Source organism: Halomonas qaidamensis (genome assembly GCF_025917315.1).
Taxonomy (GTDB): domain Bacteria; phylum Pseudomonadota; class Gammaproteobacteria; order Pseudomonadales; family Halomonadaceae; genus Vreelandella; species Vreelandella qaidamensis.
Genome location: NZ_CP080627.1, coordinates 3,138,593 through 3,157,763, shown reverse-complemented (window position 1 = coordinate 3,157,763; position 19,171 = coordinate 3,138,593). Strand labels below are relative to the sequence as shown.

At 52.4% G+C, this 19,171-nt stretch carries 18 protein-coding genes and 2 riboswitches; of the genes, 8 read left to right on the top strand and 10 right to left on the bottom strand.

What is annotated here, in order from left to right; genetic code table 11:
- Window positions 1–28: 28 nt before the first annotated feature.
- Window positions 29–196, bottom strand: a complete 168-nt coding sequence (gene hemP / locus K1Y77_RS14200) for a hemin uptake protein HemP (protein WP_084180376.1) — start codon at window positions 194–196, stop codon at window positions 29–31.
- Window positions 197–560: 364 nt separating this feature from the next.
- On the opposite strand from hemP, the gene K1Y77_RS14195 reads away from it, so the two are divergent.
- The gene (locus tag K1Y77_RS14195; protein ID WP_264429111.1) at window positions 561–1,463 is read left to right on the top strand and encodes a sensor domain-containing diguanylate cyclase; all 903 of its coding nucleotides are present in this window, start codon (window positions 561–563) and stop codon (window positions 1,461–1,463) included.
- A gap of 180 nt (window positions 1,464–1,643) precedes the next feature.
- Here the strand turns inward: K1Y77_RS14195 and K1Y77_RS14190 are convergent, their stop codons facing one another.
- On the bottom strand, window positions 1,644–2,885 hold the full coding sequence (locus tag K1Y77_RS14190) for a D-amino acid dehydrogenase (protein ID WP_264429109.1): 1,242 nt from the start codon (window positions 2,883–2,885) through the stop codon (window positions 1,644–1,646).
- A 57-nt stretch (window positions 2,886–2,942) separates the two neighbouring features.
- Window positions 2,943–3,050: riboswitch (glycine riboswitch) on the bottom strand.
- A 4-nt stretch (window positions 3,051–3,054) separates the two neighbouring features.
- A riboswitch (glycine riboswitch) is annotated at window positions 3,055–3,145 on the bottom strand.
- Between the two features lie 217 nt (window positions 3,146–3,362).
- Here K1Y77_RS14190 and K1Y77_RS14185 point away from each other — a divergent pair.
- Window positions 3,363–3,656 (top strand): hypothetical protein, encoded by a 294-nt coding sequence (locus K1Y77_RS14185; RefSeq protein WP_030070605.1) that lies wholly within the window; start codon window positions 3,363–3,365, stop codon window positions 3,654–3,656.
- Here the strand turns inward: K1Y77_RS14185 and K1Y77_RS14180 are convergent.
- Together K1Y77_RS14180 and K1Y77_RS14175 are read right to left on the bottom strand one after the other, a co-directional pair.
- Window positions 3,631–4,575: a DMT family transporter gene (locus K1Y77_RS14180; protein WP_264429106.1), complete on the bottom strand. Its 945-nt coding sequence runs from the start codon at window positions 4,573–4,575 to the stop codon at window positions 3,631–3,633. The genes K1Y77_RS14185 and K1Y77_RS14180 overlap by 26 nt on opposite strands.
- A complete protein-coding gene (locus K1Y77_RS14175) occupies window positions 4,572–5,156 on the bottom strand; it encodes a gamma-glutamylcyclotransferase (RefSeq protein WP_264429105.1) in 585 nt (194 codons plus the stop codon). The genes K1Y77_RS14180 and K1Y77_RS14175 overlap by 4 nt, the downstream gene beginning before the upstream one ends.
- 49 nt (window positions 5,157–5,205) lie before the next feature.
- On the opposite strand from K1Y77_RS14175, the gene K1Y77_RS14170 reads away from it, so the two are divergent.
- The 3 genes from K1Y77_RS14170 to K1Y77_RS14160 all read left to right on the top strand — a co-directional run bounded on the left by K1Y77_RS14170 (window position 5,206) and on the right by K1Y77_RS14160 (window position 8,700).
- Complete coding sequence (locus K1Y77_RS14170) at window positions 5,206–6,114, top strand: histone deacetylase family protein (protein ID WP_264429103.1); 909 nt, start codon at window positions 5,206–5,208, stop codon at window positions 6,112–6,114.
- A gap of 46 nt (window positions 6,115–6,160) precedes the next feature.
- A complete protein-coding gene (locus K1Y77_RS14165) occupies window positions 6,161–7,027 on the top strand; it encodes a sirohydrochlorin chelatase (protein ID WP_264429101.1) in 867 nt (288 codons plus the stop codon).
- A gap of 83 nt (window positions 7,028–7,110) precedes the next feature.
- Window positions 7,111–8,700, top strand: a complete 1,590-nt coding sequence (locus K1Y77_RS14160; protein WP_264429099.1) for an ABC-F family ATPase — start codon at window positions 7,111–7,113, stop codon at window positions 8,698–8,700.
- A gap of 12 nt (window positions 8,701–8,712) precedes the next feature.
- Here the strand turns inward: K1Y77_RS14160 and K1Y77_RS14155 are convergent, their stop codons facing one another.
- The 3 genes from K1Y77_RS14155 to K1Y77_RS14145 all read right to left on the bottom strand — a co-directional run bounded on the left by K1Y77_RS14155 (window position 8,713) and on the right by K1Y77_RS14145 (window position 11,043).
- Complete coding sequence (locus K1Y77_RS14155) at window positions 8,713–9,306, bottom strand: cell division protein ZipA C-terminal FtsZ-binding domain-containing protein (protein WP_264017594.1); 594 nt, start codon at window positions 9,304–9,306, stop codon at window positions 8,713–8,715.
- Window positions 9,307–9,330: 24 nt separating this feature from the next.
- Window positions 9,331–9,801, bottom strand: a complete 471-nt coding sequence (locus K1Y77_RS14150; protein WP_264017595.1) for a TspO/MBR family protein — start codon at window positions 9,799–9,801, stop codon at window positions 9,331–9,333.
- 123 nt (window positions 9,802–9,924) lie between these two features.
- A complete protein-coding gene (locus K1Y77_RS14145; RefSeq protein WP_264429097.1) occupies window positions 9,925–11,043 on the bottom strand; it encodes an alkene reductase in 1,119 nt (372 codons plus the stop codon).
- Window positions 11,044–11,310: 267 nt separating this feature from the next.
- On the opposite strand from K1Y77_RS14145, the gene K1Y77_RS14140 reads away from it, so the two are divergent.
- Complete coding sequence (locus K1Y77_RS14140; protein ID WP_030070587.1) at window positions 11,311–12,990, top strand: methyl-accepting chemotaxis protein; 1,680 nt, start codon at window positions 11,311–11,313, stop codon at window positions 12,988–12,990.
- Window positions 12,991–13,002: 12 nt separating this feature from the next.
- Here K1Y77_RS14140 and K1Y77_RS14135 read toward each other — a convergent pair whose 3' ends face one another.
- On the bottom strand, window positions 13,003–13,377 hold the full coding sequence (locus K1Y77_RS14135; RefSeq protein WP_030070586.1) for a hypothetical protein: 375 nt from the start codon (window positions 13,375–13,377) through the stop codon (window positions 13,003–13,005).
- 260 nt (window positions 13,378–13,637) lie between these two features.
- Window positions 13,638–14,828 carry a M24 family metallopeptidase gene (locus K1Y77_RS14130; RefSeq protein WP_264429093.1) on the bottom strand — a complete coding sequence of 397 codons (1,191 nt, stop codon included), beginning with the start codon at window positions 14,826–14,828 and terminating at the stop codon, window positions 13,638–13,640.
- Window positions 14,829–15,184: 356 nt separating this feature from the next.
- On the opposite strand from K1Y77_RS14130, the gene K1Y77_RS14125 reads away from it, so the two are divergent.
- Window positions 15,185–16,477, top strand: a complete 1,293-nt coding sequence (locus K1Y77_RS14125; RefSeq protein ID WP_264429091.1) for an NAD(P)/FAD-dependent oxidoreductase — start codon at window positions 15,185–15,187, stop codon at window positions 16,475–16,477.
- Between the two features lie 216 nt (window positions 16,478–16,693).
- On the opposite strand, the gene K1Y77_RS14120 is transcribed toward K1Y77_RS14125, so the two are convergent.
- Window positions 16,694–18,082, bottom strand: a complete 1,389-nt coding sequence (locus K1Y77_RS14120; RefSeq protein ID WP_030070426.1) for a glutamine synthetase family protein — start codon at window positions 18,080–18,082, stop codon at window positions 16,694–16,696.
- A 266-nt stretch (window positions 18,083–18,348) separates the two neighbouring features.
- Here K1Y77_RS14120 and K1Y77_RS14115 point away from each other — a divergent pair, with 266 nt between their 5' ends.
- On the top strand, window positions 18,349–19,155 hold the full coding sequence (locus tag K1Y77_RS14115; RefSeq protein ID WP_264429089.1) for a gamma-glutamyl-gamma-aminobutyrate hydrolase family protein: 807 nt from the start codon (window positions 18,349–18,351) through the stop codon (window positions 19,153–19,155).
- The last annotated feature ends 16 nt before the right edge of the window (window positions 19,156–19,171 follow it).

Genomic DNA, 19,171 nt, shown 5'->3' with positions numbered 1-19,171 from the left:
AGTAGGTAAGCGGTTATTTTTAAGTGGTTTACGCTGTTAGGATCAGCTTGCCGCTTTTCGTGCGGCGCAGCACATAGCGTCGCTGTTCATGATGAATAACCAACTGACCGTCTTGATCAAGCAGCGCCTGACTTGTCACCTCGCGAGATGCGCTAGGCGAGCCTTCTAGCGGAACGTCTTTTTTCCTAGGCTGCATGAGAGGCTATGTCCTGTGTTAATGATAACTATTAGCGTTAATTTATCAGGTTTGGCTATCGCTCACAACCACCTCTCACAACCACTTCTCACAAGCATCGTGCAGTTGGTATGTTGAGGCTGTTGCTTTGAGGCATGTCGAAAGCCATCGAGTAACGAAGTGAAGTAAAACGCCACTATTACAATGAGTGACGAAAGATGGCTAAACGAGCGACTTTCGCGCAAACCGCTGGGTATGAGCTACGCTTAGCGACGCTGGTGTCGTTTTTTATTTATCTCAGTGCTTTTTTGGCTGTGGCTGTGGATAAACGGCTCGTTTCTGGGATGAGACAGCCCCACGCTAACATTCATTGGAAGAAACGATTATGTTGGAAACAGGGAAGAACGTTCTGCTTGCAATTAGCGAACCAAGTAGCCAAGCGACTGCCGTGTTAAGCCGACAACCCAATGGCGACGGTATCCGCATTTTGGATGTGAGTGACGAGTACGTTCAGTTTTGGGGAGGAAGTCGTCACCAATGGCTTGGCTCAGCTCCAAAAATTGTTCATCACGAAGCCAAAAATCAGCGGCTTCTTAGCCGACTGCATAATGCATTAAATAGTGGCGAATTAAGCGTAGGCTGTTCGATATCAGGTCTTGACGATGGCAAACGCACGCCCAATGTGGCGGGGGGCAGTGTTATTGAATGGCGCATCACCGCCATGAATGTGCCTGGTTATACTGATAATGTCTTAATACTTGTTCAGCGTGATATTTCTAAGCGTGTTGAGAAAGAAGCCGAGCTAAAATGCTTAGCAACGACGGATATGTTAACCGGACTAATTAATCGGTCACGTTTTGACTATTTGCTAAAGCATGAAATAGGGCGTTTTAATCGTTATGTGCGCCCTTTTTCGCTAATCATGCTTGATATCGACCATTTTAAGTTAATTAATGATAACCAGGGCCATGACGTTGGTGATCAAGTCTTGGCTGCGCTTGCCAAGCTGTTAGAAGATAACTTACGCGCTGCCGATTACTGCGCACGTTGGGGTGGTGAAGAGTTTATGATTTTAGCCCCTGAAACATCGCTAAAACAGGCGGTAAAGTTGGCCGATAAAATACGCTGCTGCATACGAAAAGCGCAATTTCCCTCGATCGGTAGTGTGACAGTTAGCTTAGGTGTAGTTGAAGTAACGCCTGATGAATCCCAGCAGAGCGTGATGAAACGGGCGGATAACGCCCTTTATCAAGCGAAAGAAAAAGGGCGAGATGCGGTAGTCTATTAACCCTCTGGCAAGACTAACCTCTGGCAAGTAAGGGGCTTGTGGCCCCTTTTTTTAACGGGAGTTGTTCGTAGCGGTTGCTAAGAATCGTTTTTCAGGGGCTATTTCCATGGGCTGTTTTTAATAACCATCCCTGATAATGCTTTTAGCTTTTGTTTAGACAGTGCCAGCTAATAAATACCGTTAACGCGTAGCGGCGAGTGAAGCTGCTTGAGAAGTATCCACTGCATCTGCCAGCATTTCGGCGGTAACCGCAGAAAGTGTCCAGCCTAAATGGCCGTGTCCGGTGTTATAGAACACCGTGGGTAAGCGGCCAGGCCCAACCTTGGGTAGCATATTAGGTAGCATCGGGCGTAGGCCTGCCCAGGGCACGACACGCTGGGTGCTCACACCTGGGAAGCACTCTTCTACCCAGCGAACCAGCGGCTGAATACGGTCATTGCGTATATCGCGATTCGCGCCGTTAAACTCTGCGGTACCCGCCACGCGGAAGCGGTCATTTCCTAGTCGGCTAGTCACCAACTTGGTTTCATCATCTAGCAGGCTGACCGTTGGCGCAGCTTGCTGAGAAGCTTCGTCATCTAGCTGCACGGTAATAGAATAACCCTTTACTGGATAGATATTGACCCGGTCGCCAAGTTTAGCGGCAATGGCGCGGCTGCCAGTACCTGCGCAAACCACCACGCTATCGAAGCTCTGGCGTGTTGTTTCATTGTCGACCGTAGCACTCACCCATGCCCCGTTCTCGTCTGCGCCGATATCATCGATATGGTGGCCGTAATTCAGCTGTACGCCGCGCTTGGCTGCAGCGCGTGCCAAGCCATTGGTGTACTTGTGGATATCGCCAGTGGCGTCGCTTTCGGTATAGAAACCGCCATGGTAGCTGCCCGCAAGTGTAGGCTCGATGGCGCGCATTTCGTCTGGGGTCACTGCACGTCGCTCAAGGCCACCTTTCGCTAGCAGCTGGGATACCCGCGCTGCGTGATCAAAACCGGCTTTGTCACGGTAGATGTGCAAAATGCCCTGTTGCTTAAGATCGAACTCAATCTGCTCGTCTTTCGCCCACTGAAAGAGATGTTCTCGGGCAGCAATGGCTAACCGAGTGGTTTCTGTGGTGTTGTCAGCATAACGGGGGATAGCGGCGATAAATTCGGCGAACCAGCTGAGTTTATGCCAGCTAGGGCGGGGGTTAACTAGCAGCGGTGCGTCGTTTTTCAGCATCCAGCGCAGGCCTTTAATGACTGTCGGCCAGTGGTTCCACACTTCTGCATTCGACGCTGAGAGCTGCCCGCCGTTGGCAAAGGAGGTTTCCATTGCCGCATAGCGGTGTTTTTCAAAAACAGTGACGTCAAAACCACGCTTTGCTAGGGCATAAGCGCTTGTAATACCGGTGATTCCACCGCCAATAACAGCAATGCGTTGCATGATACTCTCCAGATTGTATGAGCGTCGGGCGATACCCCCAGCATACAAATGGCTAGGCGTACCCCTTCCGTCATGGAACCTGAGAGATTCACGCATCAATTGAGGCGCTTGCTCCTTCGGTGGGCTGAGTGACGCAGTCATCAACCGCTCTTCGGAACGTATTTTTAAATAGGCAGTAGCGGTCCGTTGGCCTGAGAGTTTCCGGGGTCGTTGCTCCTTCGGCGCTGGTGGCAGGCACCAGTCTCTCCCGCTACTGCATTGTTGACGTTTTAACGTGTTTGCCGTGAAAGTGAAATAGGGTAAACGTCTTAAGGGTGGACGTAATAAGCATAGGGTTTAAAAGGATAGGGTTTAAAAGGATAGGGCGTTAAAGGATGAGGCGCGAAAGGGAGGAACAGGCTGCTTTGTCGGTATGCTTTGCAACGGCTATGTTTTCACTGACAATACCGACAACTTTTTTAGCGATGGACGAGACCCATGCAGGCAAACGGATTTTTTGACGGTACAGGCGAAGCCATTGGCGACGCTATTCGCGTGATGGTGGAATTTTTACTGGGCTTTTTCACCAATTTTTTTGGCGCGTTTGACGACTTTATCGACGGTCTTACTCGCTCTTTGGGTATCAATGCGTCGTTCTTCAGTCTATTGGTATTGGTAATTGGCTTGTGGTTGTTGTGGCGAGGTATCCGAGCATTACTACGGGGCTCCCTGTTGGGAGCCATCGTGCGCATTGTGCTAGCGGTGTTTATCCTGTCGTGGCTAATGGTCTAGGCCGCCGCCCACCCATCCAGGCTTGCGCTATGCCGCAGGCAATAATCAGCGCGCAGCCGCTTAGCTGCAGCGGCGATAGCGCCTCCCCAAATAGGCTCCAACCGAAAATCACTACCGCTACCGGCTCGCAGTAGGCCAGTGTGCCGTATAGCGCGGTGGGTAAGCGGCTTATCGCCATGACGGCACACAGCAGCGCCAAGAATCCAGGCACGAAGCCAGCCACTAAGAGCCAAGGCCACTGCCATGCTGCGGCAGTGAGCCCCTCAGGCTGCCACAAAGCAAACGGCAGGATAACCAGCGCACCGACCAGCAACTGCCAAAATGCGCAGGCACGGTCATCCAGACGGCTTGGTAAACGACGGTTCATCAGAATAAAGCCGCTGTAGGCAAACATAGCGGCTAAGCCAAAGCCCATACCGATCACGTCTTGGCGGTTGTCTAGATTAAGGCGAAACTCCTGCATCATGGCAAACCCAAATAGGGCTAACCCAATAAGTCCCACCTGCGTGAGTGTTAGGCGCTCAGAGAACAGCAGATGAGCCACAATGGCGGCAAAAATCGGCGCAAGATACACCATCAAAATAGCGTTGGCCATTTGGGTATAGTTCATGGCTTGAACGTAAAACAGTATAAACGCCGCTAGTAATACACCACTGATCACCACGTGCCGTCCCGGCAGCGCTTTCAGCATAACGTGGCGTTTTGTCAGCACCAGATAGATCAACAAAAATGCTGCCCCCAAGCTCAGCCGGTAAAAAGTAATACTTTCGGCATTTAGCTCGGTAATCCGAGAAATAACGCCAATTGTGGCCATCCCAACGGCCGCTACCACGGCCAATATCAGGCTAGAAGGGGCGATTGCCGAGGTGGTGGGGTGTGCTGAAGAGAGTGTTAAAGAGGGTGTTGATGGGTGGTTCATAAACGGCGCACCTGCTCTTCCAATGAGTAAACATGGGCATCATCGATACCCAATTCGCGCAGCGCTTGGGCCAGGTTTAACAAGTAAGCTTTATTAGAACCACTTGGTCCATGGGCCTGGGCGATCTGTTGGGCGATGTCGGTTAGTGGTGCATCGCCTAAAAAAGCGGGATTGTCGTCGGTAGCTAAGTAGATTAGCCCTTCAGCAGTTGCTTGGGGCGGTGGTGCCTTATCTGGTTGCCCTAGAAAAGTCAGCGGCACTTTTTCACGCAGGTAGCCGTTCTTTTCACGTACATCCAGTGGTGCCAACACATCAGGAGTAATGCGATACGCCATGCCATGGCAGACAGCCCCTTGGGCACGAATTAGCGTCGCAACGCGACCCGGCGAATCAGGCGTGCCACGGTGGTCGTGGGAGCCTTGCCAAAAGCGTCGTGCCCAGCCAGTAATATAGGCAGGCTGACGTTCTAGGTAAGCAAAGTCGGCCTTCCAGATCAGCGAACCGTAACCAAAAAGCCAGATATCGGCATGGCCATCGAAGAAGTTTCTTTGCTGGTTTAGGGCGGTGGTATCAAGCAACATAAGGCATCTATGCCAAATCAATATTAATTAACAAAGTGGCAACGCACACATGGCGTTAACGATCGTGCATCATCCGGGTTATACGATTAATTTACCAGTCAACCACCCCTTTCCGATGGAAAAATTTCGGGTGCTCAGGCAACTGCTTGGCGAACAGCCGTTGGCTTGCCCCGTTGAGTGGCTAATGCCTGAACCAGCGCCTATCAACACCCTTGCCCGGGTGCATACCCACGATTACCTAAACGCGCTAATACAGGGCACTTTAGATCGTGCCGCTCAACGGCGTAGCGGCTTTACGTGGTCACCTGAATTAGTCGAAAGAGTGAGGCTAGAAACCGGCGGCACGCTGCTCACGCTTGAAGCGGCGCTGACCAATGGCGTTGCCTGTAATTCGGCAGGCGGCACTCACCATGCCCATGCCGATGCTGCCAGCGGTTACTGCCTAATTAACGACCTGGCGGTGGCGGCGGCCCAGGCGTTGGCCTGTGGTTGGGCTGAGCGGGTACTGATCGTTGATTGCGATGTTCATCAAGGCGATGGTACTGCCCGATTGTTTACCGGGGTGCCTGGGGTATTTACGTTTTCCATGCACGCCGCGGGTAATTTTCCAGCGCGCAAGGCCTCAAGCGACCTAGATATTGCGCTGCCTGATGGTATGAGTGATGACGCTTATTTGGCCGAGCTTGCGTCCCGGTTGCCAGGGATTCTGGCAGCTTATCAGCCAGATGTAGTGCTGTATGACGCGGGCGTTGATGTCCACCAAGAGGATCGGCTGGGCTATTTAGCGCTTAGCAGCGACGGCCTGTATGCCCGCGACCATTATGTGCTTCGCTGCTGTCGTGATGCAGATATTCCCGTGGCGGCAGTGATTGGCGGCGGCTATGACCGCAATATCATCGCACTGGCACAACGTCACGCCCAGCTGCATCGCGCAGCAGCGGATGTGCTTACTTCTTAGCTTGTAAGTTTAAAAACCAGCAACTAACACCGATAGGAATACCGACATGCGCGCGATTTTTCTCGTCGATAACGGCTCATTACGGCCCCAGGCAACCCATAGCTTGCGCCGTGTAGCGTTTGCGCTCAGCCAACAGCTAGGAGAAACCGTGCAGGCGGCTTCTTTGCTGCACTCCAATAAAATTCCTCCTGAAGAGGTCGACGGTATCCCCGCGATTACCCTAGGCCCAGCGGCTGAGCGAAGCGCCGAGCAGGGGGCGACAGAGATCATTGTGCTGCCATTCTTCTTTGGGCCAAGCAAGGCTCTGACGGGCTACCTGCCAGAGCGCATGGCAGCACTGCAGGCGCGGTTTCCTCAAGTGAGCGTTCGTGTGGCCCAGCCGTTGGTAGATGAACGGGGCAATAACGACCTGCGTTTAGCCAAGCTGCTGGCTGACAATGTCCGCGACAAGCGCCAGGCGGGAACGACGCCACACGTAGCCCTGGTGGATCACGGTAGCCCGATTCCTGACGTGACAGCCGTGCGCAATCGCTTAGCTGGGCAGTTAAGCGTGCTACTGGGAGATGACGTTAGCTGCGTAGCAGCGGCTTCCATGGAGCGCCGTGATGGTGACGAATATCGCTTTAACGAGCCGTTGTTGGAACATTTGCTGGATACGCCGGAGTTTCAAATAGGCTCGGTGATTTTAGCGATGCTGTTTCTCTCGCCTGGGCGTCATGCGGGTGAAGGTGGCGATATCGCTGAGATTTGCGCCGCCGCTGCACAGCGCAACCCAGGGTTGAGCGTGACAACCACAGCGCTGGTGGGCGAACACGCTGGCATTGTCGATATACTCAGCACGCGATTGCGCCAAGCGCTTGATGGTGAACGCTTTCTACTTGAGCTGCCGGCTAAGTTAGGGAATGCCCGCTAGAGGGGAGGTGTAACGCTGCTCAAAGGCGCGTAGAATCGCGGGCCTTTGAACGCGCAATTACACTGTTAACCAGGGCTCACATCTTGATCGCAACCGCCAATATCACCATGCAGTTTGGGGCCAAGCCCCTGTTTGAAAATGTTTCCGTCAAATTTAATAACGGCAATCGCTACGGTTTGATTGGCGCCAATGGTTGCGGTAAATCCACCTTTATGAAAATTTTGGGTGGCGAGCTTGAGCCTTCGTCCGGTCAGGTCATGCTTGATAGCAGCACGCGGCTGGGTAAACTGCGTCAGGATCAGTTTGCCTATGAGAACGAGCGGGTCATCGACACCGTTATCATGGGTAACGTTGAACTCTGGAAAGTAGCCGCCGAGCGCGAGCGGATCTATTCGTTGGCAGAAATGAGTGAAGCAGATGGCATGGCGGTGGCTGATCTTGAAGTGCGCTTTGCCGAGCTTGACGGCTATACCGCTGAGTCTCGCGCCGGAGAGCTACTGCTAGGGCTAGGTATTCCCATTGAACAGCATACCGGCCCGATGAGCGAAGTTGCTCCCGGCTGGAAGCTGCGCGTGCTGCTCGCCCAGGCGCTGTTTTCCGACCCGGATGTACTGCTGCTCGACGAACCGACTAACCACCTGGATATCAATACGATCCGCTGGCTGGAAGATATCCTTAAAGCGCGCAGCAGTACCATGGTGATTATTTCTCACGACCGTCACTTCCTGAATAGTGTGTGCACGCACATGGCGGACCTGGATTACGGGGAGATTACCCTGTTCCCTGGCAACTACGACGACTACATGACCGCTGCCACCGCTGCCCGCGAGCGCCAGCATTCGGATAATGCCAAGAAAAAAGCCCAAATTGCCGAGCTTCAGCAGTTTGTTAGCCGCTTCTCGGCCAACGCCTCTAAAGCCAAACAAGCCACTTCACGGGCGCGCCAGATCGACAAAATCAAGCTGGAAGATATCAAGCCTTCAAGCCGGGTTAGCCCGTTTATCCGCTTCGATCAGAATAAAAAGATCCACCGCAATGCGGTGAACGTTGATGCGATCACTAAAGGCTACGACGATGAGAAGCCGCTCTTTGAGCGTTTCTCGATGACCGTCGAAGCGGGTGAGCGGATAGCCATTATCGGCCCCAACGGCATAGGTAAAACCACCCTGCTGAAAACCCTGGCGGGTGACTTGCACCCCGATGCCGGTGAAGTGAAATGGACTGATGCCGCGGAAGTTGGCATTTTTGCTCAAGATCACACCGATGACTTTCCTGTTGATGCCACGCTCTTCGAGTGGATGAGTCAATGGACCAAAGGCGGCGAGCAGGTGGTGCGCGGTGCGTTGGGGCGGATGCTGTTTTCCAGCGACGACATTAATAAATCTGTCAGGGTGATTTCAGGTGGTGAGCAGGGTCGTATGCTGTTTGGCAAGCTAACGCTCACTAACCCCAACGTTTTGTTGATGGATGAGCCGACCAACCACCTGGATATGGAATCGATTGAGGCGCTGAACTTGGCGCTGGAGAACTATCCAGGCACGCTGATATTTGTAAGCCACGACCGCGAGTTTGTTTCGTCATTGGCCACGCGCATTATCGATATGCAGCCCGAGGGGCTTGTCGACTTTAGCGGTAGCTATGATGACTACCTGCGTAGCCAAGGCGTGGTTTAATCGCTAAACAGGTTAGCCAATAATCTGTGTGTAGGTCGTTTCCGTGGCAGGTTCCCGGTCGACATCCAGTAAATCGCCGCTAAAGGTCTCGTGTAGTTCTTTGGCGAGTTCGACATAAACGTACATTTGCTGATTACGGCGTTTATGCAGCGGCGGTTTTACTAGCAGGCTAACCCCACGAATGGGTTCGTGGGTTTCCCCGCGCAGTAGGTCGGGCATCTCACCAGGCGGAAAGGCGTTAGCGATAGTGACTGGGTTGGAAGGCTGCTTGCCGCTGATAAGATAAATTTTCTTAACTGGGTCATAGGTGGCTTCTTTTCCCCGCAACCACTCGGCCAAACGTTCGTCTGTGGTGGCATCGGGGTGGGCAAAAATCACAAAAAGGGAGTGTTGTTTTACTTTCTCTTTACGCGCAGCAGGAGCTGGGGCCTCTGGTTCAGGCGGGGGAGATTGTGGTTCGGCTTTGGGCGTTGTCGGCGGCGTGGCGGCCTTTGCTTTAGCGCGGCGTCTTCTAGGTACCACCACATACACAAAAATGGCAGCTGCCAACAAGCCTAAGACTAATGAGGCAACAGCGAGTAGAAAAGGAAGCGAAGTGACATCCATGTGATAAACCCTGTCGATGGGCGTTTAGGCCCTGTGATTTAACCGTAGAATAGACGTATTAAGCGTCAACGCAAGCGCCACCCAAAGCCAGTAAGGCACCATTAACCAAGCCGCCAACAGGCTCACATTAGCAAATAGCACAATGGCTAGTGTAATTAATCCCAACAGGAGCACGATATCTGCCAGCGCTGTGGTGATCTGCTTTCGGCCAAAGAATAACCATGACCACGCCGCATTAACCAACAGTTGAAGGCCATAAACTATCAAGCCTGCCGTGCGTAAGGGTGAGTCATCGGCCATATAAATGCGCCATGCCGCAATGGCCATCAATAGATAAAGAATGCCCCAGGCGATAGGGAAGGCGATGTCAGGTGGCGTCCAGCTGGGTTTGCGCAGTTCGCGGTACCAGTCATCAGGACGAAAACGCGCCCCCGTGGTGGCAGTAAGGCCAACAAGCAGGAGCGACACGAGCAGAGCGAACAGCGAACCGAGCATGACTCACCTGTAGGTTAAAACGCCAGAATCAATAGCCTAGCAGCGTTTGGGCAGGCGCAGACAAAAAAAAGCACCACTTAAGTGGTGCTTTTCATTCTTATGGCATGTTGTTGGGCAAGCTCTTTAGTCAATACGATCGTAGCCGTTATCCATAAATGGATAATCGGTATAGCCTTTTTCGTCACCACCGTAGAACGTTTCGGGGTTCGGTTCGGTAAGTGGCGCGTTCACTCGGAAGCGTTCTGGCAAGTCTGGGTTGGCGATATAAGGACGGCCAAAGGCCACCGCATCAGCAGTTTTTTCGCTAATGCGAGCTTCTGCGTGAGCAGCGTCGTAGTTGCCGCAGTAGATCAGGCAGCCGTTAAAGCGTTCGCGCATTTGTTCCCGAAAGCCGTCAGGGAAGGTGATGTCGCCACCAATCCAGTTAGGCTCATTTAAGTGCAGATAGGCTAAGCCGCGTTTGGACAGTTGCTCCGCAAGATAGAAAGCCATGGCTTCAGGCTCATCATCGGTCAGGCCGAACAGTTCGATAAACGGCGTCAGGCGAATGCCAACACGTGCTGCGCCAAATACCTCAATCACCGCATCGACGACTTCCAATGGAAAGCGTGCGCGATTCTCCAACGAGCCGCCATATTGGTCGGTACGCTGATTGGTGCCGGTGGCCAAAAACTGGTTAAGCAAGTAAGCATTGGCTGCATGCACTTCAACCATATCGAAGCCTGCGCGTTTGGCGCGAACGGCCGCTTGGCGGTAGTCATCGACAATGCCTGGGATCTCATCGGTTTCCAGTGCACGGGGCGTACTGGTAGGGTGCTGGCCAGCAGTGCCGTCTTCAAACTCAACAAAGCACTGAGCGCCTTCCCCTTTTAATGCACTAGGGGCAACAGGCTGTTGGCCATTCGGTTGCACCATTTCATGGGACACGCGCCCAACGTGCCACAGCTGCAGCGCGATACGGCCGCCTTTGGCATGTACTGCATTCACCACACCCTTCCAGCCAGCTTCTTGATCATCTGTCCAGATGCCTGGTGTATACACATAACCCTTGGCAGTAGGGGAAATATTGGTGGCTTCACTAATAATCAGCCCAGCCCCTGCTCGTTGGCCGTAATAGGCTTCCTGCATCTTGCCTGGAACGCTGTCTGGGGTGCGTGAGCGTGTTAGGGGCGCCATGATCACGCGGTTCGGAATCGATAAACTGCCTAACTGAATAGGGGTGAAGAGCGTTTCATACGCCATGGGCAAACTCCTTTTGGAAACGGTCAATTAGATCGAGATGAAGAGAATAGACCAGTTTACTATAAACTGCTAAGCAGTGATATAGATGCCGTTAGGCCGCCAGGGGCATTCGTTACATCACAGAGCTGCAACATTTGTAGATAAAAGCGCCATTTGCTTGATGCGTGTCAATTACGTGAATTTTGTTAAAAAAAGTTAAAGAGTAAAATGAGTGTGTTGTTGAACTGTTAAACCAAACCGCCATGCGCTAATGCGCCGAGAGCTATTATGTTGCGAATGACAATTAAAAAACGCCTGATCTTGATGGTTATCGTAATGCTAATACTCATGTTAGGTATTAGCGCAATGGGCTTTAGCGGAATGGCTTCCTCTAATCGCGCTGTGGATACGATTTATCAAGAAAATTTACGTGATACCCAACGCATTGCTCAGCTTAATGACCACTCTAAAGATATGATTATGGAGTTGTCACTTTCGGGGCAGCATGACCCGGTGCTGTCAGTCAGTACGCTTCACGATCACTCTGTGCAGATGCATATGGATAATATTATTCAAAATATCTCGCAGATCGATGCTATATGGCATGCGTACTCGTCTAATGAAATGTCTGCCGAAACAGAAGCGCTCGCGGCGCGTTTCCGCGAGAGTTATCAGCAGCTTTTAGTGACGGTAGCTCCCACGATGCCTCTTTACTCAGTCGGTAACTACGAAGAGGCCAATGAGATGGCCTTCACCCAAGCGTTACCTGCCTATCGTCAAATGCACGCCACGTTAAATGAACTCATTGCACAGGAAGAGCGCGAGGCTCAGGCGGGCTATGAAAATGCAGTATCACGCGCGGCAACGATGAGGAACTTAATGATCGGTGCCCTACTGGTCGCTGTTATCCTGGCGGGTATTCTTAGCTGGCTGCTAATTCAACGTATCTTGCAGCCGCTGGTACAAGCGCGTCGTCATTTTCATGCGATGGCAGAAGGCGACCTAACGCAAAAAATTCACCATGCCCACCGCGATGAAATCGGCGATATGCTTGATGAACTAGGCGATATGCAAGGCAAGCTGCAAGGACTTATCGGTAGTATTCAGGCCTCAGCGGGCGCCATCTCGAGCGCTTCAAGTCAAATTTCGTCGGGCAATATTGACCTGTCACAGCGTACTGAAGAGCAGGCATCTAGCCTTCAAGAGACTGCCGCAAGTATGGAACAGGTGGCTGCGACGGTAAAAAATAATACCCAGCACACTGGCGAAGCGAACGCGCTTGCACACACCGCTAGCCGCTCAGCGAGCTATGGTGGCGAAAAAGTCAAAGAAGCCGTCAATAAAATGGATGAACTCAATCACAGTTCAGAAAAAATTAGCGGTATTGTGGCTTTAATCGACGGTATTGCCTTTCAGACCAATATTTTGGCGTTGAATGCCTCGGTAGAAGCAGCCCGTGCTGGAGAGCAGGGGCGGGGCTTTGCGGTGGTTGCTCAAGAAGTGAGAAGCCTGGCGCAGCGCAGCGCGGACGCAGCCAAACAAATTCAAGACTTGATCACCGACAATAACAGCGTGGTTGAGCAGGGAAGCAATCTGGTGAAAGCCGTTGGGGAGTCAATGGCACAGATAGTGGTAAATATCGGTAAAGTGTCGGACCTTATGGAGGACGTAAGCCGAGCATCTGATGAGCAGACCTCAGCCATTGATCAAATGAGCATTGCGATTAACCAGATGGATGATGTCACTCAGCAAAACGCCTCACTGGTTGAGCAAACGGCCACTGCATCGGCCTCGTTGGGAGAGCAGGCGCAAGACCTTGCGAACGCAGTTGCCTATTTTAAAGTGGCGGAGGGCTATCAGCTACCGATGCCACAAAAATCAGCAAGCGTGAGTAAGCAACCTGTTTCTAGCTATCAAGCACCTACTCAAAAAGCTGAGCTTGTTGCTGACGAGTGGGAAACATTCTAACGAACCAACCATTTAAAAGCGTCGCTGCCAAGGCCAGCGGCGCTTGGCTGGCGTGTCGGTTTGTTCAATCGCGTTGGTTAGCGCCAGCATAATCGCACTTAGCTGACGGTAACAAACAGCGCTGCTTAGTACGCCAGGGCACTGCTTGAGGAGCAAGTCGCACTGCTGAGAGGCGATAAACACTTGCTCGGTGACAAGTGGCGGGAAGAGCGGTTTGGCTTGCTGGCTGCAGCGGGCTAATTCCCGCGACATCAGGGTGAGCATGCTGGTGTCTAGCCAGCAGGGCAGGGGGTCGTCTAACCGGCCGGCAATCGAGTGCTGCACTGCTTCAAAAGAGGTGCGTAAAAAAATCAACGTTTGGCGAAGCTGGCGTTGCTCACTAGTCATGGCACTTATCCATAGAGCTTACTTTTAGTAATGACTGATCGAACTTGCTATCGAGGCTTACTAACAGAACTTACTATCAGGGCTTACTAACAGAGCTTACTATCAGGGCTTACTAACAGAGCTTGTCGTTACCTCCACTGATTGTCACCTCAGATGAAAGCATCTATGAAAAGATAGTAGTTCTCATTTGCATTTTTGGTGACAATAACGCTGGTTAATCATACTGTCAATCTTAGGTTATTAGCGCGATGATCTATTCGTTATTGATCGGTTGCCTGATAGAGCTGCCAATCGTTGTTGGTCAGTGGCTCAGCGCCGTGTTGGGTAACCACCACGGTATCGCTTAACCCTACCCCCCACTGGCCCGGAACGCGTAGGCAAAGCGGTAAGTGGAAGACCATGTTTTCTTCGAAGGGGCGATGTAGGCCTTGGGCGATATAGCCGGTGCCTTCCACCCAGCTAGGGGGGAATTGTGCGCCTACGGCGTAGCCAAATACCCCCGAGAAAAACAGCTGGTCACGGGTGGGAGCCAGCAGGGCATCCGCTGCCCTCGCGGCATTATCAAAGGTGTTGCCTGGTTTCATGTGGCTGCACAGCGTCTCGAACAGCGAGCGGCACAAATCGCGGGTGGCGGTTAATTCAGCGTTAGGCTTACCTGTCACCGCCGTGCGCATCATTGGGGCGGTATAGCGCTGGTAAGCAGCACCAAATTCTAAAAATATCGGTTCATTGGGCTGGATTACGCGACGCTTATGGTTAACGTGAATCACGCCGATGCGGTGCCCGCTGGTCACGATAGGCTGCAAACTCATGAACTCGCTACCGTTTTCTAGCAGTGCTTTAGCACCGATGGCCGCAATATCGTTATCGGTCATGCCTGGGCGAATAGCGGCCATCGCTGCCTCTAAGCCCGCGGCGGTAATGCGCGCACTCTCGCTGAGCATTTCAAGCTCGGCGCTACTTTTAACAATGCGAATCGTATCGAGCAGATCACCTGCTTCGCAGAAGCGCTCTTTACCCACCGAGCGGGCCAGCGCGTCCATCACGCCTACACGTAAACCGCTGCTCCAGCCGTCGATGCCAATTTGCTCGCAAGGCGTGAGTAAGTCCGCAAGCGGCGTGATGATCTCATCCAGGCTTTCCCATCGGTAACCAATGATTTCATCAACACGCGCCGTGACCACGGCCGCCCCTGTTTCGATAGAGGCCACCTGCAACACCAGCTGTGTAGGTGTGCACACTAAGCAGGCGTGTACTGATACCTCAAAAGTGTGATAGCCGGTTAAGTAGTTAATGTCGGCAGGGTCGGTGAGCAGCAGTGCATCCAGCCCGCGCTGGGCCATGGCATAGCGCACCTTGTCTAGGCGCGTTTGGTATTCGGAAGGCGCAAAGGGCAACTCACTTTGGGCGAGCGTCTCGGCAAGGGCGGTGCGGTAGTGTTGATAATCCATAGCGGTCTCCGGTGGCGGCTATGGTGAGTATAAGCAGATGCGCTAGCGTTACGCCGCTGAGGTTATCAACGCTAGCGATAACGGCGAGCCGCGACTCAATCATGCCCTTTAATAAGATACCAACAGATAGCACGACATCTCGCCCTCAATGAGGCGATGCATAAAACAGGTGGTGCCTATTTTCAGTGTAATGGTCGTGTGTTTTATACCCAGCTGTTGCTTTTTTAATAACATTTATTTTGTGGTAAAAGGTGCGGTTACCTTCTATATCCCCATTTTATGCTGTTGCTTGCGCATTAGTACGCCGGTCTATATGATCAGATTGGTTAAAATAATCAACAAAAGGAAGGTGGCAAATGCAACCTCAAGCGTCTTCTGGTCATGTAGCGTCTTACTACGCGGCATCGTCAAACTCCACTTCTCAAAGGCCTATGCTGGAAGGGGACATTGAGTGTGATGTCTGCGTCGTCGGGGCTGGGTTTACGGGTGTTTCTGCAGCTCTACATTTGGCAGAGCGCGGCCACCGTGTAGTGGTGCTGGAAAGCGTGGCGATTGGCTTTGGGGCGTCTGGGCGCAACGGTGGCCAGATCGTTAACAGCTATAGCCGTGATATGGATGTTATCGAGAAACAAAACGGCGCTGAAACTGCCCGAGCGCTGGGTGCGATGGCCTTTGAGGGAAACCAGATTATCCGTCAGCGCATTGAAAAGTATCAGATCAACTGCGACCTAAAAGAAGGCAATTTGTTTGCCGCCTGTAACAAGAAACAGTGGGAAGGCCTGAAAGAGCAAAAAGCCTTGTGGGAGCGTTACGGCCATCAGCAACTGGAGCTGTTGGAAGGTGAAGAGGTCAAACGAGAAATAGGCAGCGACCGTTATGTGGGAGCGTTGGTGGATCATTCTGGTGGACACCTGCATCCGCTCAACTTAGTGCTGGGGCAGGCAGCAGCGTTGGAGTCGTTGGGTGGCAAGGTTTTTGAGCACTCCCCCGTGACGCGCGTGGAGCACGGTGAGCCGGTAATGCTGCATACGCCCAAAGGCCGCGTGACCGCTCAACGAGTTGTCATGGCTGGCAATGCTTATTTGCAAGGGTTGCTGCCCAAGCTGGAAAGCAAGGCGATGCCGTGTGGCACCCAGATCATTACCACTGAGCCGCTGTCTGAAGCGCTAGCTGCACGGTTACTGCCTAACGATAAAGCGGTAGAGGATTGCAATTACCTCTTGGATTACTATCGCCTGACCGCCGATAACCGCTTGCTGTATGGCGGTGGGGTGAACTATGGCGGGCAGGCGTCCGCTAGTATTGAGGCCGCTATTCGGCCGAAAATGCTGTCTACCTTCCCAGAACTTGGCGATGTCCGCGTCGATTACGCCTGGAGTGGTAACTTTTTGCTGACACTTAATCGCCTGCCGCAGTTCGGCCGCATTAATAGCAACGTTTACTACGCCCAGGGGTACTCTGGTCACGGGGTAACGTGCTCTCATCTGGCTGGCAAGTTAGTGGCAGAAACGATCAGCGGTGAAGAGACGCGCTTTGAAGCTTTTGCACAAATTTCCCACTTACCAATGCCTGGTGGGCGGTTGTTACGTGTCCCGCTTTCCGCGATGGGGGCGTGGTTCTACGCCATGCGTGATCGGCTGGCAGTTTAGCGCTCTAGAGCGAACCACTTTCTTGGCAACGGGGTGACGGAGATATTCGTCACCCCGTTTTTAGATTAAATGAGATAGCACGGTAAAGCAGGTGAAAAGGCGTAGAGGGGGAGGGTTTAAAAGCGTGCTTATTAAAAAAAGCACCTATAAAAAGCACATAGAGAGAGGCGAGGACCTCTCTCTTTTCTATTAGCTATTTATTAGTTGCCTACCAAATCATACGTGTCGTAAGTACCAGTCATACTCCATGGCGCTAACTTCGCGCATGGTTTCGGCGCGCTCTGCTTGGCGGTTGGCAATGAACACTTCAATAAAGTCTTCGCCAAGCTGTTCGCCAAGTACGCGGTTGTTATTCAACAGGTGTAGTGCTTGTGTCCAGCTGTTAGTCAGCTGAGGCGCGACTTGGTCATAGGCGTTGCCGATGATTGGCTCCGCAGGTGCAATCTGTTGAGTTAGGCCATGGTGAATAGAGGCTAGCACGGTGGCCAGTAACAGATAGGGATTAACATCGGCACCCGCCACGCGGTGTTCTATGCGCCGCGCTTCTTTAGGACCTGCGGGGACGCGTATTGCCACAGAGCGGTTGTCGTACCCCCAGGTAGGTGCCATGGGCACATAGAGTCCTTCCTGAAAACGGCGGAACGAATTGAGGTTGGGGGCCAGCAGTGCCATGGAGTCTGGCATCAGTTCCAGCAGCCCTCCTACCGCGTGTTGCAGTGCGGAGCTCTCCAGCGGTTCGTCGCCGTTTTCGGCAAAGATATTATGTCCGTTGCTATCTACCAGGCTGACGTGAACATGGGTGCCGCTACCCGCTTCTAAGCCGTAAGGCTTGGCCATAAAGGTAGCTTCAAAGCCGTGCTTTAATGCAACGCCTTTGATCAGTCGTTTGAGTAGTACCGAGTGGTCGCAGGCGCTTAACGCATCATCTGTGTGAATCAGGTTGGCTTCAAACTGGCCGGGTGCACACTCTTTTAATACAGTATCCAGCGGCAAGCCTTGCGCCTGGGCGGCACTCTGCAAGTCATTGATAAATTCAGCATACTCGTCTAACTCCAACACCGAATAAAGCTGGCTTTGAGTGGCGCGCTCGCCGCTGCAAGGAGATTGCGGTGGCTGAATCAAGTTTTCTTCGTCGCGTAAACGATCAACCAGATAAAACTCTAGTTCGAGAGCAACAACGGGGGTTAATCCTCGGTCGGAGAACTGCTCAAGAATGCGCCGCAGAATCTGGCGTGGATCAGCAAAAAACGGCGAGCCATCCATCTCCTCCATGGTCATTAATAGCTGGCCATACTGGTTGTTATTCATCCAGGTGACCGGGTTGAGCGTGCCGGGAATGGCGCGACATACGCGGTCGCCGTCGCCGCTGGAAAGTCCCAGGCCTGTCTCTTCCACGGTGTTGCCATTGATGTCCAACGCAAATACCGAAGCAGGCAAATAAATGCCTTTTTCAAACACTTTGCCAAGGTTGTCGCTAGGAATGCGTTTACCACGAATAACGCCATTAAGATCACTGATTAACAGGTCAATGCTGGTGATGTCTGGGTGACTGTCAAGAAAGTCCGAGGCTACGTTTTGAACATCTGAATTATTGGCAGAGGACATACGTTGTACCTTATTTTTATGCCGTTTTAGTTGTGTTTCTGCTAACAGTATCCTTGCGTCGACAGTCGCCTGTGTCAATTATTTAATAACAAAAAATAGTGGTTTTAATTTAGGAATTGTTAATTTTATTTTTTAATTGCTTGTTTATCAGATAATTGTGGTGTTTTTTCATAAAAATTCTATTTTGCTATTGGAAAATAAAACAAGCCACGCTATGTTGAAGTGACTGTTGAATAAAACATAACAACTGACAAAGTGGTTTGACTATGCAAGCAACGCATTTCCGACGCCCACTGGTGGGTGTTATCGCCTGCTGCCGAGAAGTGGAAGGCCATCCTGCGCAGATAGTGACCGATAAATATCTGGAGGCACTCTACCAGTACGACATCACGCCGGTGATTCTTCCTGTGTTAGCCGCTGATATGTTGACACCCGAGCAGCGTACTGAGCAGGCCGTCGCTCTGTTGAGTAGTCTGGATGGCTTGCTGCTAACCGGCAGTTATACCAACGTTGCTCCTGACCGCTATGGTGCTGAACGCGCCCAAGAGAATACCCGCGCTGATGCTCGGCGCGATGAAGCGGCGCTTTGCTGGGTGCATGAGGCGCTACGTCAGGCGTTGCCTCTGTTTGGCATTTGTCGCGGCTTTCAGGAAATGAATGTCGCCTTTGGGGGCACGCTTCATCAGGCAGTTCAAACGCTACCAGGCATGCTCGATCATCGTGAGCCGCCCGCTGACGATGTGGCGGGCCACTATGCTCCCTCTCATACGGTAAGCATCCGCCCGGGTGGTGCCTTGGCAGCGCTCTATAGCAGCGAGCAGGCTGAGGTGAACTCACTTCATCAGCAGGGGATTAATCAGCTTGCAGCGGGCCTTGAGGCAGAAGCCTGGGCGCCTGATGGGTTAGTTGAAGCGATTTCCGTACGCGACGCTGCTGCGTTCGCCCTGGCTGTTCAGTGGCATCCGGAGTGGCGTCCTAAAGAACATCCTTTCTATGACGCACTGTTTCAGGGGTTTGCGGCGGCCTGCCGTCAGCATCGTACCCAACGCGCCGCCCAGCTTGCTGCTAGCTGAACGCTTGTTGCAACGA